Origin of the sequence: Microbulbifer hainanensis (assembly GCF_014904735.1) — a bacterium.
Taxonomy (GTDB): domain Bacteria; phylum Pseudomonadota; class Gammaproteobacteria; order Pseudomonadales; family Cellvibrionaceae; genus Microbulbifer; species Microbulbifer hainanensis.
In genome coordinates, this window is sequence record NZ_JACZCR010000033.1 from 251,261 (window position 1) to 267,415 (window position 16,155).

13 protein-coding genes and 1 tRNA gene are annotated in these 16,155 nt (G+C 58.4%); 10 read left to right on the plus strand and 4 right to left on the minus strand.

Annotation, left to right across the window (positions count from 1 at the left end; genetic code table 11):
- Positions 1 to 214: 214 nt before the first annotated feature.
- Together IG168_RS14375 and IG168_RS14380 are read left to right on the plus strand one after the other, a co-directional pair.
- Positions 215 to 544 (plus strand): hypothetical protein, encoded by a 330-nt coding sequence (locus tag IG168_RS14375; RefSeq protein WP_193165099.1) that lies wholly within the window; start codon positions 215 to 217, stop codon positions 542 to 544.
- 64 nt (positions 545 to 608) lie between these two features.
- A complete protein-coding gene (locus tag IG168_RS14380) occupies positions 609 to 1,301 on the plus strand; it encodes a fimbrial biogenesis chaperone (RefSeq protein WP_193165100.1) in 693 nt (230 codons plus the stop codon).
- 6 nt (positions 1,302 to 1,307) lie between these two features.
- Here IG168_RS14380 and IG168_RS14385 read toward each other — a convergent pair whose 3' ends face one another.
- The 3 genes from IG168_RS14385 to IG168_RS14395 are packed head-to-tail and all read right to left on the minus strand — an operon-like array spanning position 1,308 to position 5,467.
- Positions 1,308 to 2,369: a hypothetical protein gene (locus tag IG168_RS14385; protein ID WP_193165101.1), complete on the minus strand. Its 1,062-nt coding sequence runs from the start codon at positions 2,367 to 2,369 to the stop codon at positions 1,308 to 1,310.
- Positions 2,353 to 4,854: a TcfC E-set like domain-containing protein gene (locus IG168_RS14390; RefSeq protein WP_226876982.1), complete on the minus strand. Its 2,502-nt coding sequence runs from the start codon at positions 4,852 to 4,854 to the stop codon at positions 2,353 to 2,355. The genes IG168_RS14385 and IG168_RS14390 overlap by 17 nt, the downstream gene beginning before the upstream one ends.
- Before the next feature lie 52 nt (positions 4,855 to 4,906).
- Positions 4,907 to 5,467 carry a hypothetical protein gene (locus IG168_RS14395; protein WP_193165102.1) on the minus strand — a complete coding sequence of 187 codons (561 nt, stop codon included), beginning with the start codon at positions 5,465 to 5,467 and terminating at the stop codon, positions 4,907 to 4,909.
- A 309-nt stretch (positions 5,468 to 5,776) separates the two neighbouring features.
- Between IG168_RS14395 and gltX the strand changes: the two genes are divergently transcribed.
- The 7 genes from gltX (at position 5,777) to IG168_RS14430 (ending at position 12,839) form a co-directional block, all read left to right on the plus strand.
- On the plus strand, positions 5,777 to 7,252 hold the full coding sequence (gltX, locus tag IG168_RS14400; protein WP_193165103.1) for a glutamate--tRNA ligase: 1,476 nt from the start codon (positions 5,777 to 5,779) through the stop codon (positions 7,250 to 7,252).
- A gap of 292 nt (positions 7,253 to 7,544) precedes the next feature.
- Positions 7,545 to 8,468, plus strand: coding sequence for a UTP--glucose-1-phosphate uridylyltransferase GalU (galU, locus tag IG168_RS14405; protein WP_193165104.1), 924 nt, complete (start codon positions 7,545 to 7,547; stop codon positions 8,466 to 8,468).
- 163 nt (positions 8,469 to 8,631) lie between these two features.
- Positions 8,632 to 8,707: transfer RNA gene (locus IG168_RS14410), tRNA-Ala, on the plus strand.
- 910 nt (positions 8,708 to 9,617) lie between these two features.
- Positions 9,618 to 10,214, plus strand: coding sequence for an RNA polymerase sigma factor (locus tag IG168_RS14415; protein ID WP_193165105.1), 597 nt, complete (start codon positions 9,618 to 9,620; stop codon positions 10,212 to 10,214).
- Positions 10,204 to 10,824 carry an anti-sigma factor family protein gene (locus IG168_RS14420; protein ID WP_193165106.1) on the plus strand — a complete coding sequence of 207 codons (621 nt, stop codon included), beginning with the start codon at positions 10,204 to 10,206 and terminating at the stop codon, positions 10,822 to 10,824. The genes IG168_RS14415 and IG168_RS14420 overlap by 11 nt, the downstream gene beginning before the upstream one ends.
- Before the next feature lie 50 nt (positions 10,825 to 10,874).
- The gene (locus IG168_RS14425) at positions 10,875 to 11,408 is read left to right on the plus strand and encodes a hypothetical protein (RefSeq protein WP_193165107.1); all 534 of its coding nucleotides are present in this window, start codon (positions 10,875 to 10,877) and stop codon (positions 11,406 to 11,408) included.
- Positions 11,409 to 11,492: 84 nt separating this feature from the next.
- A complete protein-coding gene (locus tag IG168_RS14430; protein ID WP_193165108.1) occupies positions 11,493 to 12,839 on the plus strand; it encodes a tetratricopeptide repeat protein in 1,347 nt (448 codons plus the stop codon).
- Between the two features lie 501 nt (positions 12,840 to 13,340).
- On the opposite strand, the gene IG168_RS14435 is transcribed toward IG168_RS14430, so the two are convergent.
- Positions 13,341 to 13,973: an O-antigen ligase family protein gene (locus IG168_RS14435; protein ID WP_193165109.1), complete on the minus strand. Its 633-nt coding sequence runs from the start codon at positions 13,971 to 13,973 to the stop codon at positions 13,341 to 13,343.
- Positions 13,974 to 14,276: 303 nt separating this feature from the next.
- On the opposite strand from IG168_RS14435, the gene IG168_RS14440 reads away from it, so the two are divergent.
- On the plus strand, positions 14,277 to 16,010 hold the full coding sequence (locus tag IG168_RS14440; protein WP_193165110.1) for an SLC13 family permease: 1,734 nt from the start codon (positions 14,277 to 14,279) through the stop codon (positions 16,008 to 16,010).
- The last annotated feature ends 145 nt before the right edge of the window (positions 16,011 to 16,155 follow it).

Genomic DNA, 16,155 nt, shown 5'->3' on the forward strand with positions numbered 1-16,155 from the left:
GGGCGGGTAGAACCCGCGCCGACCAGGAGGGTCGGCCCTTACTGAAAAAATAGTCGTTGCGACTGATGTTGCAAGACGTGGGCCGATGAAAAGTTGGCGCGAAATGCTCCAGTCGGGGCGTCTCGGTACACCTGTCTAGACTGGATTAAAGGGCACCGTTCGGTCGGCAGCGAGCGCGGTGATAACCAGAGTTCAGGGATTGGAGGTTGGCGCCATGGTATTCAGAAGAGCTGCCGTCTGTGCCTTGCTGTCGGCGGTCGGCCTGTTCTCTTCTGTGGCTGCCGTAGCGGAGGCAGTGTCGGCATCGGCGTCCGCCAGAATCACATTGCATGTTTCCGCACGCTTGCAGCTGAAATCGCCGGTGCCCGGTGCGCCTCAGCAACTCTGTATCAGCCAAGTTCCCGCGCAAAATTACTATCTGCTGCTTGCGGAAGACTCGCAGGCGCTTGCGACCGCAGGTCACGTTGTAGGGCGGCAGGGAAGCTACTGTCTCAAGTCGGCGGTGACTGCTCAAACCGGGTACGTGATGGTCGTGGCACAGTAGTTGTATCTGGCATCCGGCCCCTTAAAATGACGGGAGTTTTCTCTCACTCTGAATGCCAGCCTTCATGAAAAAAATAGCGCTCGCCTGTCTTGTTTTGCTCACGCAACCGGCCCTGGCTGCCATGTCCCTGGACAAGATCATTGTCTATCTGGATGACACGCCCAATGCCCGCGATGACATCGTGGTCAGCAACCCGGACGCAGAGCCCCTTTACCTGCAGACGGAAATTTTTCGGGTCGACAACCCCGGCAAGCCGGATGAAAAGCGTGTGCGAGTGGTGACACCGAAAGACTTCAAACTGCTGGTCAGCCCGTCCAAGGCGGTCTTGGCGCCCGGTGAACAGAAGCGTTTTCGCCTGATGTCGCTGGAACGCAACCTGGAACAGGAAGTCGTGTATCGGGTGACGTTCAAGCCGGTGGTCGGGAAGATCAAGAGCGACCGCACGGCGCTAAAAATACTGGTGGCCTATCAAGCGCTGGTGTTTGTGGAGCCCCAGAATGGCAAATACGACCTGCAGCTGGTGAAGCGCGACAGCGGCTGGGCGCTGGAAAACCGGGGCAACATCAATGCGGATGTGAGTGAACTGCAGTACTGCCAGTCCGCCACCGATTGCCGGGCGCTCGGTGTGAAAGGCCGCATCTATGCAGGCGCCGCGCTGCCGATTGACGAAACGTTGAGTGGCGGCCACCTGTCCCTGCACGCGCGCAGCAATCGTGACAGCCGCACTGTGGATATTCCCGTGCCGGGTCGGAGCTGAGGTCGCTTATTGCAGTTCCACCGTCAGCGTCAGGGTGTCGGTGTAGTTGGCTCCGGTTGCCCTCTGCAGCTCTGTTTGCGGTACCACGATCGTGATGCGCATATTGTTTTCGAGATATTGATTGCAGTCACTGCTGGCGTGGCCACTCCAGGTGTTACTGGATGGAATACCGTCGCTCAGGGATTCGCTGCTGCCGCTGGCAATGTCTGACACCGTGGCGCTGTAGCTCAGGTCTTCCGGTCCCCGCAGAATAAAGTTGCCGCTGCCGTTCTGACTGTCGGCCGTCAACCGAAACTGTGCGCCGAGCGCACTGTAGACACAGAAGTCCTCGCTATTCTGTACATCGCCGCTGCCGCTCGCGGTCAGTGGCAGGTCCTGCAGACCGGATATGCGAATTTCCGTATCTTGCACCAGCTCGACAATAAAATGAATTTCGTAACCGCTCTGCAGTTTTGTGGTGGGCTTGCTGCCATCGCAGGGAAAGGAACCACCGAAATCATTTTTCCCACACTGATCGATGGAAAGGGTAAATTCGCCCGAATAATAACTGTCTTTCGGTGGAGAGCCGACAGCGAGTGCCACCTGAATGCTGACCGGTACCTGCTGGCCGTTGTCGCCGCCGGAAAACAGCGTCTTGCTTTCGGCGTCGGGTTTGAGAGTTTCGCTTAGTCCTGCGCTGGCATAAGTGAAATTGATCTTGACCCGATCGCCGCTTGAGCCGGTCAGTACGAACTGTTTGCCCTGCTTGGGGCCCGACAGTGTTACCGCATAGGGCGTCGCGTAGTCACAGTTGGCGCTGGTCCAGTTCGGGGAGCAACTGCGCACGGAGAAGTTGACATCTCCCTGGTCCCGGATACTGGATTTGTACGCGAGCGCCGTGCGGCTGCCCTCCAGATTGCAGATGCCAATCAGGCGCTCGTCGTAACCTGCTGCAGCGGCGTCATTCGGTGGCCCGGCACCCAAATCGCAGGGACGGGCATTGGTTGAATCCGCCACTGCGGGCTGCCAGGCAATGGCGAGGGTGAAAAAGAACAGCGCGAACCCCTGCCAACTAGTGTTGTGCAACATTCAGTTCCCCCTGCATGCAACTGGCAGATGCCAGATCGATATCGCCCAGGTTGAGCCAGTTTTCCCCCGATGCCTGCTGCGGCACTTGTACCGAGCAGTCTTTCCAGCGCACCGACGGCACTTGCAGTTTGCGCGGATCGGTTTGCCATTCCAGTTGGAATACGCCGAATTCGTCCGTTTCCGCAGTCGTTCCACCGATGGAAATTTTTGCCCTGGCGACGGGCTCTCCCGCCCTGACGATACGCCCGAGTACCAGAATCACCGGCTTGATATCGTAGCTGGTGGTGGCGACATTGCCCGGGTAAAGGGTGAGGGTATGCTGCATTTCACGGTAGTCGTAGAAACCGTCAGAAAGCGGCTTCAGCGTCAGGTCATAGCTCTGGAACGCGGGCAGGTTGATCACGGAACTATCCCCACCTTTTGCGGTGCCCCGGCGTACACCGTTGACCAGGATTTCAAAATCCTCTTCTGCACTGCCATCGATATTTACCATGATTGCGCTGTTGAGCGCCTGTTCCCCACCCCAGGCAAAGTGGCGGCCGGTTGTCAGTAGGTTGGTGCTGAAACTGCCCAGATAATTAAGGGATGTGCCGCCGTCGATCGCGTCGCGCCGGTAATCCAGTGTCGAGGTCAGGCGGCCGCGACGGCCGGCAATTCGGGTCGAGCTGCCCAGGAATCGATCGTCGGCCGAGAACTCACCGGTAAACTGCTGATCCACATCGGCGATCCAGCGGTCGCCGTCATTCCACGCTGAATTGAATCCCAGGCGGGTGTTCTGGCCGTCACTTCTCCCGCTGTCGGTACGCAACCTCGCACTGTGGGACCAGCGGCCATTGCGATAGCGAAACTGGATCGAGGCTGTAGTGAGCTGATCACCGTCCGCGTCACTGTGGGCTAGCGACAGCTCCCCGAGCCAGTAGCGGCTGCGGAATACATTGCGGCGATACTCCAGCGTCGTCAGGTAGGTAGCCCCGGTAAATTCCGCATCCAGTACATAATCGGGTGAAGAAAAATATACGCCGCGATCCTGTTCCGAGTAGCGCAGGGACAGCTGGCCGCCGTACAGCGTGCTGGTCAGGCTGGCATTGCGGCTGTAGTAGCTGCGCCCCAGCAGTGAGTAATCGACATCATTTGCGGTGGCTGTATCCAGTTTCGTCTCTGATGCGCCCAGAGTGAAATAGGGCGTTTTTACCAGCGCATAGAGTCGGTGGCCGCTGCTACCATCGCTGGTGCGCAACAGACTCGGGGACAGCTCCAGGTGTCCACCGATCCAGCGCGCTCCCAGTTCTGCCAGCTGTTGGTGTCCGGTACCCGCCACGTTGGCGATGAAGGCACCATTGTCGGTTACGCGGCGGGCGACACCGGCCTGGAGAAAATAATCGCTGGTGCCCTCGGGCAGCGTACTGTCCGGGGAAATCTCCGCGGGCCTGCCGGCCTGTATCGACCAGCGCCATTCCCCCGGTGCGGGCAGCTGCGCGTCCTTGGCAAAAAACTGTTGGTATTGCGCCAGCGGACGCCCGCTGTAGTCAAAGGTGCGGATTTCCACATCGTAGGCACCGCCTGGCAGGCCGGAGGTGTCAATCAGCTGGTTGCCCGCTTCCAGAATCTGGCTGTGTAGCAGCCGGCCGTCCCGGAAGATTTCCGCCCGGCCGCGAACCGGCATATTCACCTCGATGGGCGCGCCCTGTTGGTAGCGGTTGTCGCTGCGGCTGTTGTTGGAACTCTTGTATTCGGCGCCGTATAGATACGGCGACGGAACGAAGCTGCCGAACCCGCTCTGTGGTTGGATCAGGCCGAGCGCATAAGATCGCCCGCGGTAATCCCGTGTCCAGTTGAGTTCGTAGACCTGCGACTGCCCGTTATCCACAGCCGACCACTGGCTGTGCAGGCCGCTCTCACCAAAGCTCAGGATGGACTGGCCGAACAGGGATGCGCTGCCTGACTCCCGGCCATTATCCGCGCGCACACCGGACCAAGTACCGGTGAGGTTCTGCATGAAGGAGACGCCGCTGCTGGATTCCGGCAGATAGGGATCGCGGATGGCCGCCTGCTGCGGCAGGAACGCCGGTGCAATAAACACATCCACGCGGAAGTGATCTGGATCATAGATCACCCCGAGGGTGTCCGGTTTGAGGAATCCGCAATCCGGCTGCTGCCGGCTGTAACACACGCGGTGGGAGTTGCGCAGCTGCGGTTCGCCGAGGTAGTTCAGGACTTCGTCGGGCGCGAGAGTTTCCGGCAGCAGATTCAGCACCGCTTCGGGGTCATTGAACCGCAGGGTATGCAGATTAACGGTGACCTGTGTCGTGCCCACGGGTTTGCCGCCAAAGTACACGTCAGCCACCAGTTGCTGCGGCCCGGTGAGATCGGCAAAGCCCTCCGGCGCCCCGGTTTCCAGCGTAAAGGCCGCACTGGCCGCCAGCGCCAGATTGCATCGGGCACAGCAGACCAGCGCAATCAGGGCGACTCCGATCGCGCGCTTCATGATGTGATGGCAATTTCTACCGGAGGTCAGCCCCGGCAGAAATCGGCGGCGATCAGTTCGCGGTCACGGTGACCGTCAGGGTGTCGCTGTAGTTCGTTTCGGTGGCGGCTTCCCAGTCGGCCGAAGCGATGGCGACAATCACTCGTGCGTTGTCCGTGGCACAGCCCAGGTTGCCGACGCGATTGAAACTGCCCGCTACATCACCGCTGCTGTCAGCGGGAAGACCGGTGGTGTCGCTGGTGTTGTTAATGAACGAGGCGGAGTAGGGCAGGTACTGTGAAGTCCCATACAGGTCGAAATCATCCGAACCCGCGCCGACACCGCCGGTTGCGCCGTTTGCGCTGGTGAGCTGCACGCTATATTGACCAAAGCCAATACCCCCCACGCAGAAATCGGTGAATCCGCTGATGGGATCCCCGGAGACTGCGCCAGTGGTGGTCAGCGGGATGTCTTGAAAACCCTTGGCGATGATCTGGGTGGGCACATTCAGGGTGATACCGATAGTGCCACTGGAATTGCTGGTACCGGCGGTTCCCTGGGTGGCGGCCGACACGCTCAGTGCGGCGGCGCTCAGGGTCGCGGCCATCGAGATGATGAGTGCTTTCTTATACATGATGAAATTTCCTGGAACCTTGTAGCTTTTAGTTTTATGTGCCCTATTGACGAAGGGCGGTCGCTTTCCCGCCAGCACAAAGATGACTTGTGCGTCAATAGTTGGGACGGACGTCGCGGGCGCAATAATACTCATTTTGTGACACGGTTGACGCTTTATGTGAGGTGCAATTCAAAATAATGGCGCCATTTTTTTCTTATTTTCCGCTTATTCAGTTGATACGCGGGTGGCTGGGCCCCGGATTGCTCCGGCGCTATAATCGCGCGCCTCAAAGAAGCCTTCTTTCACTCACCTCCAACCAGGTTTGTCATGACCGTAAGAACCCGAATCGCACCTTCGCCCACCGGTGATCCCCACGTTGGCACCGCCTATATCGCCCTGTTTAACCAGTGCTTCGCCCGCGCCCAGGGTGGCCAGTTCATTCTGCGCATCGAGGACACCGACCAGCAGCGCAGCACCCCCGAATCCGAGCAGGCGATTCTCGATAGCCTGCGCTGGCTGGGGCTCGACTGGGATGAGGGTCCGGATGTCGGTGGCCCGAATGGCCCCTACCGCCAGAGCGAGCGCGGCGACGTCTATAAGCAGTACTGCGACGAACTGGTCGAGAAGGGCCATGCGTTCCACTGCTACCGCACCGCCGAGGAGCTGGAGCAGCTGCGCGAACAACTGCGTGAGGCCGGCCGTACCGCGTTGAAGCCCAGCGATCTCGCTCTGCCCGAAGCGGAAGTGGAAAAGCGCAAGTCCGCGGGCGAGCCCTATGTCGTGCGCATGAATGTGCCCGAGAGCGGCACCTGCATCGTGGAAGACCTGCTGCGCGGCCCGATCGAGATCGACTGGGCCCAGGTGGACGCGCAGATCCTGCTCAAGTCGGATGGTATGCCCACTTACCACCTGGCCAACGTAGTGGACGATCACCTGATGGAGATCACCCACGTACTGCGCGGTGAGGAGTGGATCAATTCCGCCCCCAAGCACAAGCTGCTGTACGAATACTTCGGCTGGGTGATGCCGGTGCTGTGCCACCTGCCGCTGCTGCGCAACCCGGACAAGACCAAGCTGTCCAAGCGCAAGAACCCGACGTCCATCCTCTATTACCAGCGCGCCGGCTTTATGCCCGAAGCGCTGCTGAACTACCTCGGCCGCATGGGCTGGTCCATGCCCGACGAAAGTGAGAAGTTCTCCCTGGACGAGATGCTGGAACACTTCGATATCCACCGTGTCTCCCTCGGCGGCCCGGTGTTCGACGTGGAGAAGCTGTCCTGGCTGAATGGCCTGTGGATCCGCGAACTGGAAAACGAGCAGCTGGCCGACCGCCTGCAGGACTGGCTGTTCAACCGCGACAACCTCCTCAAGGTGCTGCCCCACGCCCGCGCGCGCATGGAAACCTTCGGCGACTTCGCGCCACTGGTCAGCTTCCTAGCCGCCAGCCAGCTGCCGCTGAGCGAAGCCAGCTTCGCCGACAACAAGCTGGAACTGGAAGACCAGAAGAAACTGCTGCAGTTCGCCCTCTGGCGCCTGGAAGCCCTGCGCACCTGGGATCGCGACAAGATCTTTGAGGCGATGAAGGGCCTGGCCACCGCCATGGAAATCAAGCTGAAGGACTTCAACGCGCCACTGTTTGTCGCCATCAGCGGCACCACGGCCTCCTTCTCCGTCATGGATGCCATGGTCCTGCTGGGCCCGGACCTCAGCCGCGCCCGCCTGCGCCACGCTATCGAAGTGCTCGGCGGTGCCGGCAAGAAGGTGATGAAGCGCTGGGAAAAAGAGTACGCGTCACTCGGGTAATCGCGGCCTAAAAATTCGATAACGAAAGCCATCGCCGCCACCGGTAAGCATTCCGGTGGTGGTGGTGGTTTTTTTTGCAGTACGGTCGTCCGGAATCCGTCAGATATACAGGATTGGCGCTTTAGCCTCATTAAATGATCATGAATTGGTATTGAGGCTGGCGATGATCACTTGGTAAAGTGTGATGCATGTCACGTTTTAGGTGGGTAATACGCGCCAGTTCGCGAAAGTGGCAATTGAATACAAAAGCTGAATAAGCAGCACCAGATTTATATGAATAAGGAAAAATACGATGGCGGGTGTTAAAAAAGCCGTGATTCCAGTAGCCGGTTTGGGGACCCGCATGTTGCCCGCGACCAAGGCAATCCCGAAAGAAATGCTGCCAATTGTGGATAAGCCCCTGATTCAGTACGTGGTCAACGAGGCGGTGGCCGCAGGGATCAAGGAAATCGTACTGGTGACGCATGCCAGTAAAAACGCCATCGAAAACCACTTCGATACTTCGTTTGAACTCGAAGCCCAGCTGGAAAATCGCCTCAAGCGCCAGCTCCTCGATGAAGTCCGCTCAATCGTTCCCAGCGATGTCACAGTGATTTCCGTACGCCAGGCAGAAGCCAAGGGGCTCGGTCACGCCATCGCCTGTGCACGCCCAGTCGTTGGCGACAACCCGTTTGCCGTGTTGCTACCGGATGTGCTGGTTGATCAGTATGCCGCCGACCCGGCTACAGCCAACCTCGCAGCAATGGTGCGAAACTTTAACGCGACCAACTCCGGCCAGATTATGGTTGAGCCGGTGGCCTGGGAGGATGTTAGTAAATACGGCGTTGTGGACTGCCTCGGTGCGGACCTGCAGGCGGGCGGAGTGGCAAAGATTGATGGCCTGGTAGAAAAGCCCAGTGTCGATGCCGCCCCTTCCAATATGTCGGTGGTGGGCCGCTATGTACTGCCAGCACATATCTGGACTTTGCTGGAGAAAACGCTGCCGGGCGCGGGCGGGGAGATTCAGTTGACGGACGCGATCGACGAACTGTTAAAGATACAGACCGTAGATGCGTACCGAATTGTTGGCTGCAGTCACGATTGCGGCAACAAACTGGGCTACATGAAGGCCCAGATCGCCTACGGCGTGCATCACAGTGAGGTTGGTGCAGCGCTGCGTGACTATCTGGCTGCAAAGGGGCGTGAAGCCAAGGTTACTGTAGGAACCTCTGAATAGTGGGGTTCAAAGGGTGGCACGTGACCGGATCGTGATCGGTAGTGCCCTTACAGCCTTTGTGACCGGTTGGCCTAACTATTTGATTAAAAAGTCGTTTTTCTAGTTGACAGCCCGGCGCCCCCTGTTAAAATGCGCCCCGCTTTCGACGGAAAGAAAGCAATTTGGGGCTATAGCTCAGCTGGGAGAGCGCAACACTGGCAGTGTTGAGGTCAGCGGTTCGATCCCGCTTAGCTCCACCAAACAAAGAAACCCCCGTACCGAAAGGTGCGGGGGTTTTTTGTTTGCCCGGGGTCTGGTGTGCGTGCCGCTGCATGGGGTTTCAGGCCGTAGGGGCGACCAGCCCTTGCTCTACCAGATACTAAGCGTTGGCGGATGAGTAGCTGCCAGCCCATGATTATTGGTGCTACTTTCCACGAGTGCCCATTCCTCCCAGATCTGCACTTTTGCCAATCTCTTCGTTCATCACCTCTTTGTAGGGTTCACGCATTTCTTGGCGCGTTGCCCCGGATGTCCCGAGGGTAGGGGCATCCGCCTTCAATCGGTCGCGCGCACATATCCAAGACTGTCCGAAACTTCCTAAATTTTTGAAACTGCCTCCCTGTTCCGTTTTGAATGTGCTTTGTAGTGCTCCAATAGGGCAGGACGAGACTGGTAACTGTTCGCGCTGGACAGCCTGTAGCACCGCAGCGGTTGTTATTTGCTGTGCAGATGGTGCTTTTTAGATCGTTGTTGTCGCTAGTGGCGAAGGAAAAATGCGTTGGATGGTGTGATGTCCCGTCTTCATCGCCCGATCGCTTTAAGGCGTCCTGAATGGTGAGCGCTGCTTCCCTTTCTCATCATTCAATTCATTCAATCGCCTTCAGTGTGATGCGATGGTGTGGGGCGGCTCTCCGCCTCATTCTCCCGATCTAGCATATTGGGGGCGATTCAAGCCTCTGTGGGTTTGGAGGCTGAAGCACACTGCCCAAATTCCTGAAATCGTCTCCGAGCCGTTGGATTTGTACGATTTTTTGCAAAGTGTTCGGGTTTAGATCAGCCCAAAAAAAATACCCCGCGAACGGAACCCCGCCCAGCGTTTTTTCGTGAGAGTCCCTAGAACAAAGATTTCGCGCCACTGAGTGCACTGTGCAATAAAAACAGACAGGAACGATGACCATATTTTCCTTTCCAGCCAAAAGCCGCACACAGTTCGAGCGCGCGCTCGCACCGCATATCGACAGTCTCTACCGGCGCGCCTTCCACCTGACCCAGTCGCGCTTCGATGCGGAGGAACTGTTGCAGGACCTGATGCTGAAACTGTATGGAGACGGTCCGCGCCTGGCGGAAATCAGAGAGGTGAGATCCTGGGCCATGCGCGCACTGTACAACCTCTATGTGGATGGGTGGCGGCGCAAAGTCCGGCAGCCGGAGCTGCACTCGATTGAGCAACTGGCCGAAACCCCCGAGGGGCTGCCTCCCTGCGAGCGGCCCGACCCCCTCGCACAGGCCAGTACCGCGCAGGATAGCCGCCGCCTGCGGCACGCACTGATGGATCTCAGCGTCGAGCATCGCAGCATTTTGGTGCTGCACGATATCGAGGGGCACTCACTGCCGGAGATCGCGCGCCAGCTGGACATAGCCTTGGGAACGCTGAAATCGCGGTTGCACCGCGCCCGGAAAAACCTGCGCGACCAACTGATCGAGATGGAACCTTCCACAACGGAATATCGTGTAACCAGTCGGAGGCTGGCGAATCATGAACTGTAAATACTTCGACAATTTTCTCGACCATTACCTCGACGGACTGCTGGATGCCGATATCTCGCGGGCCATAGAAGCCCACGTGGCCGATTGCGACCGCTGCAGGAAGGTGAGAGACAAAGCCCGTGCACTGCAGGCCCAACTCGCCGGCCTGGACGTTGAAGCACCGAGCCCGGATTTGCAGCAGCGAGTGTGGCAGCCGCTGCGTGAGCAGGAGAGTACGCGCGCTGCCGGCAGGCGCTGGACGGGCCTCGCGCTGGCTGCCGGATTCGTGCTGGCACTGCTGCTGACGGCCTTGGTGCCGGACACGAACAGTAAGGTAGCTACCGTACAGCTGGCGCTGATGGAAGAGAAACATCTGCAGTTGATGTTTACCAGTGATGAGGCAGTGGACGGTGCGGCCTTCACCATCGAGTTGCCGGCCCATGTGCAGTTTCCGGGTTACCCCGAGCGACAGCAGGTGAGCTGGAGCGCGAATCTGAAACAGGGCAAAAACCTGCTGCGCCTGCCCATCGTTGCCGCCAGCGATGTGGACGACAAAATGATCGCGCGCATCCGCACCGCCGACTGGGAAAAAGTTTTTGAGCTCCGCCTGAGTACGACCAAACGCAGTTAAGGCGTCTCGAGCGACACATACGACACCATCGACATAAAAGGATCGACACTATGAAAAAGAAAAACGCAACAATTGCCTCGCTGAAAGTCATCACCTGCTGTGCGAACTTCCTGCTGGCATCCGTCGTGAGCTACGCCGATGACAGGCCCGATGCAGACGAACTCAGCGAGCTGGCCCAGGTGACCATGGATGTGGTCGAATCGGTAGATGCGGACGAACTGCTGAACAGCATCGAAGTCGATTTCGAAGACGATGATCAGCCCGAACACGACGGGGATGATGACGATAACGACGATGACCACATGGATGACGGGGATCACGACGAGAAGGGTGACCACGACGAGATGGACGACCACGACGAGATGGACGACCACGACGAGATGGACGATCACGACGAGATGGACGACCACGACGAGATGGACGACCTCGATGAGATAGACGATCTCGACGAGATGGACGACCTGGACGATGTAGAAGACCAGCGCGCAGATATGGAAGACCAGCGCGAGGATGCGAATGAGGATCGCGAGGACGACCAGGAGGATCTTGAAGACCTGGAAGACCAGCAGGAAATCGACGACTGATCCATTCAGCGGAAAAGAAAATCGACTGCCGCCCCGGGCGAATGCCCATGGCGGCTTTTTCGATTCAGCGGAGTAATAATAGTAATGAATAAGTATTCGACTGCCCGGCCAGTCAAGAGGCCCGAAAAAGCGAACAGCGCGTTCTTCGGGCGAAGTCAGTGGAATAAGCATCCACTGGTGGCCGCGCTGACCTGCCTGTTGTTCGCCGGGAAGGCGGCAGCTATCGAGCCCGGCGCGGAGCAATTGGCGGCGGGCATAGCGCAATTCAAGCAAGGCAACTATGAGACGGCGCTGATGCAGCTGGAAACGGCTCAGCAGTTCGGCAATCGCCAGCCGCAACTTTTCTACAACCTGGGCGTTACGCACTACAAGCTCAAGATGTACCGCCAGGCCATCGCCGATTTCCAGCAGGTGCAGGGCACCGAGCTGGCCGCACCCGCCCAGCTGAATATCGGCCTGTGCTGGGAAGCTCTCGGCGACGAAGCCAAGGCCCGGAGCGCTTTCCGTGCGGCCCGCACCAGCGGTGATGACAGGGTCGCCTACCTGGCCGGCCAGAGGCTCGGCCTGAAGACCGTCAGGGATGAGCGAGCCCGAGGCGACCATCCCTTCGGTAACCTGGAATGGGATGTCTACGCGAACTTCGCCGGGGGGTATGACGACAACGTCAACCTGGTGGCCCAGGATGCCCCCAGCCAGCAGGCGGACAGCTATACCCAGAGCTACGTCAGCGCCCGCTTGGGTTTCGCGAACTCCGCCCGGGTTTACGCCTCAATGTTCGACATCAACTACGCGGATGTGGATACCCAGGATTTCCGTATCGGCAAAGTCGGCATGGACTACCCGATGCGCGCCGCGGATTGGTACCTGCTACCCTCGGTGAACATATTCCAGTCCACGCTGATGGGCAGCGACTACCAGGACGGCTTCGATTTCAAGCTCAAGGCGCGCCGCTACTTCGGCAACAACGCCTTCACCACCAGCTACCGCTACTCGGATTTTGACGCTTCGGAACCGCTGTTCGAACCCACTGCCGGCGACCGCCACCGCTTGCGCTTCGAATACGAGGTGCCCACCGCATTTGGCGAGTTGCGTGGCCGCTACCAGTACGAAACCAACGACCGCAGCGACAGCCTCTCACGCAGCTATTCGCCCGAGCGCCACAGCCTGGCACTGCGTTACAAAAACAGCTGGAATGCACTGCAGGGCTATTTTGACCTGGACTGGCGCAGCAGTGACTACGGCACTGTGGCGACAGTGACCCGCGAGGACGAACGCCTGCGCAGCACCCTCGGGGCCAGCTATCGGCTGACGTCCAACTGGAACCTGGGGTTTAGATACCAGTACACCGACAACGACTCCAACCTGCCTGAGGAGCGCTACAGCCGCAACCTGTATCTTTTGGATGTGAGTTTCGGTCTGCCGCGTCTCTGATTACCGCAGTCCCTCCTTTCCCCCGCCCCGGCCTTGCCGGGGCTATTCAGGCCTCCTGACAGATTGGCGAGCGAAAGTCGGCTGATGGCAATTGGCTTCGATCTGACTCTGGAGCCCCCTGACCCACTCCCGATCTCTATTCCAACGGCTTCTTGGTGATATCCGTAGTTGAGCCTTCTTGTCCAAACAGAATGCGGCAGCAAATTACCGACGGGATCTGTTTTCAGGTGCTCTGTTTTCAGGTGCATAGGTGGATTCGGTTGCAGCTCCTCTCTGGTTAATGCTTGGTCGTGTTGGTCTGGAGTTATCAGCAGAACCATTAATTGAACACAGAAGAGGGGGGGAGATATACGGCATTTTCCTGCCCCTCCGCGGCCCTGAAGCAATCAATGGTTCCGAATTCTTGACGATGTTACATCTCGCTATGTTGAAGCGGCAGCTTGGTAAGCTCTATGCCCTGCTACGCCGGTGCAGACAGGTATCTAGTGGCCGGAGTGAGGACTAGCCCGCTCGCTGCACCTCCATGAGCCGCGCCTTCCACGCCACGGCCAGGCACGGCAGAAAATTGATCGCCGTCGCTGGCGCCTGCAGATGGAAGTCGGTGGTGAGCATGATAAGCTCGGCCACAATTGCCATCAGCGCAGCGAAGGACATCCCCGGCAGTAGGCTGTTGCGCCGTTTGCGCAATGCCACGAAGGCCTGGGCCAGGCTCCAAAGAATCGCCGCGCCCAGCATCAGCGTGGCGGGCAGGCCGGACTCGATGGCAAACTGCAGGTAGTCGTTGTGGGCTTGGTCGTAAAAGCTCTGGATCTCCGGGCCTTTTACACTGGGAAAAGACGAATAAAAACTGCCGCCGCCGGTGCCCGCCAATGGATGCTGTTCGATCGGCGCCATACCGTACCGATTCACCTCGTCGCAGGTTTCCTGCGCAAGGCTGGTCTTTTCCAGCCGGTCTTTCACCTTTTCGAGCCCGAACCAGCTGCCCACGATCATCACGTCGATCGCCATCAGGTTCGCCAGTAACACGGTCAGGCCGAGGCTCTTCTTGCGAATCAGTAACAGGCCCAGCACACCGGTAATGGACATACTGGCAAAAAATGCCGTGTTGGCCATGCGCGAATGGGACATCGGCACGAGGGCTATGCTGGAATCAGCCAGGCACTGCGTTTACCGGGTAAAGCGTCGTTTCGGTGCTTTGATCGAGGCTTGCCCGGCTCAGGGGTATATGCTCGTTTGTTCGCTCAGGCATTGAATACCCTGTCTCTAGCTTCAGTTCCCCTCTCGGGTTCAATACCTTTGAACAGTTCAATCTGGATTTACCCATAGCGGTAAATGCTTTGGTTAAGAGGTTGGGATTTGGCATAATCTTCGTCAAGCAGCTCACGTATAAAAAATAAGCACACATTGATCGTGTGCCCGATTGGTACCAGGACCCCCATGACCCTGACCCAGTTCGTTGTAGCCGGCCTGTTTGTGCTGGTGATCGCGTCGCTCATCTTTACCCGTTTCCGACCATCGCTGGTATTTGGCTCGGCAGCGGCAGCTTGTTTCTTGACGGGGTTGGTGCCGGCCGAGTCTGTATTGCAGAAGGCGGTCAATCCCGGACTGGTGACACTGGTGGCACTGATTTTGGCTTCCATCGGCCTGGAGAAGGCGCGCTGGCTGCGCGCCGTTTCGGACGGCCTAATCAACGGTTCCCTGCGCAGTAGCCTGTTGCGACTGACGAGCGCTACGGCATTGTGTTCGGCTTTTCTGAACAATACGGCGGTGGTGGCTGCGCTGGCGTCCAGTATCAAGGCGCAGCGACGCTACCCCGCGGCCAAACTGCTGTTGCCGCTGTCCTATGCGGCGATCCTCGGCGGTACCATGACGCTGATCGGTACCTCCACCAACCTGATCGTGAACAGTTTCGTGCTGGACCGAGGCGTTGCCGGTTTGGACTTTTTTGCATTCCTGCCGGTGGGTATTGCCGTGACCGTGGTGGGGCTGATCGTGCTGCTGTTGTGCAATTGGCTACTGCCCGAGGGGCGCGGTGCGCGGGAGGAGGTGGCTGAATACTTGCTGGAAGCGGAAGTCGTGGCCGATTCCCCCCTGGATGGCAAGACCGTTGAACAGAATAAGCTGCGCCAGCTGGAGACCCTGTACCTGATTGAAATTGTCCGCCGACGTCGGGTAATCAGCCCGGTATCGCCGACGGAGATCATCAGGAGCGGCGACAAGTTGATCTTCAGCGGCGATGTGCGGGATCTGGGGCGCCTGCAGGATATAGAAGGTTTGCGATTATTCGCGCTGGAAGATGAGGCGCTGAACATCGATTTGACTGAGGTGGTGCTCACACCCAGCTCCAGTATCCTGGGCCAGTCCCTGAAAAGCTGCCAGTTCCGCACCCGCTTTGACGCGGCCGTGGTGGCGATGCGCCGCGGCGGCGAGCGCCTCTCTGGCAAATTGGGTGAAATCGAGTTGCGCCCGGGAGATGCGCTGCTGCTGGCCGTGGGACCGGACTTTAAACACCACCGCAATATCGACAAGAACTTCTATGTCATCAGTGGAGGCGAGGTACAGCGGCAACTTTCCCGACGCGATAACTGGGCGCTGGGACTGGGCTTTGCCTGTGTGGTGGCTGGTGCGGCGCTGGGGTATTTCTCGCTACTTAAAGGCCTGGTCGTGCTTCTCGGCGGCATGATTGGCCTGGGCATCGTTTCCACGACAGAGTTACAGCGCCGATTCCCTTTCCAGATTTGGCTGATTATCGCCAGCGCGCTTGTGCTGGCCGAGGCTTTCTCCGGCAGCGGACTGTCGGATGCATTGGCCGGGGCGATGAAGAGCTCGCTACTAGGGGCTGGACCATTTGTGGCGTTAGTGGGTATTTACTTGCTGACGCTGGCACTGACTGAATTGATGACCAATAACGCGGCTGCCGCGTTGGCTTTCCCGCTGGCATGGAGTCTGGCAGAGAGCTTTGGTGTCAGCTGGATGCCGTTCGTCATGGCCGTTGCCTACGGCGCAAGTGCGAGCTTCCTGACGCCTTTCGGTTATCAGACCAACCTGATGGTGCAAAACCTCGGCGGATACCACCTGCGGGATTTTCTGCGCGCCGGCCTACCACTGACACTCAGTTACTCTGTGACAGTCCTCGTTCTGTTGCCGATAGTCTTCCCGTTTACAGCTTGAATCGTCTTATGGCAGTCCGGTCCGTTCGGGCTGCCGATTATCCAGCTTCATAAATTCCCTGTCTTTTTGCGAGTGCCGAGCAATCGCACTCCCCCTTTCCGATACTTCATCAATTCTTTCACTGGTTTTCATAGTGCTTAAGGTG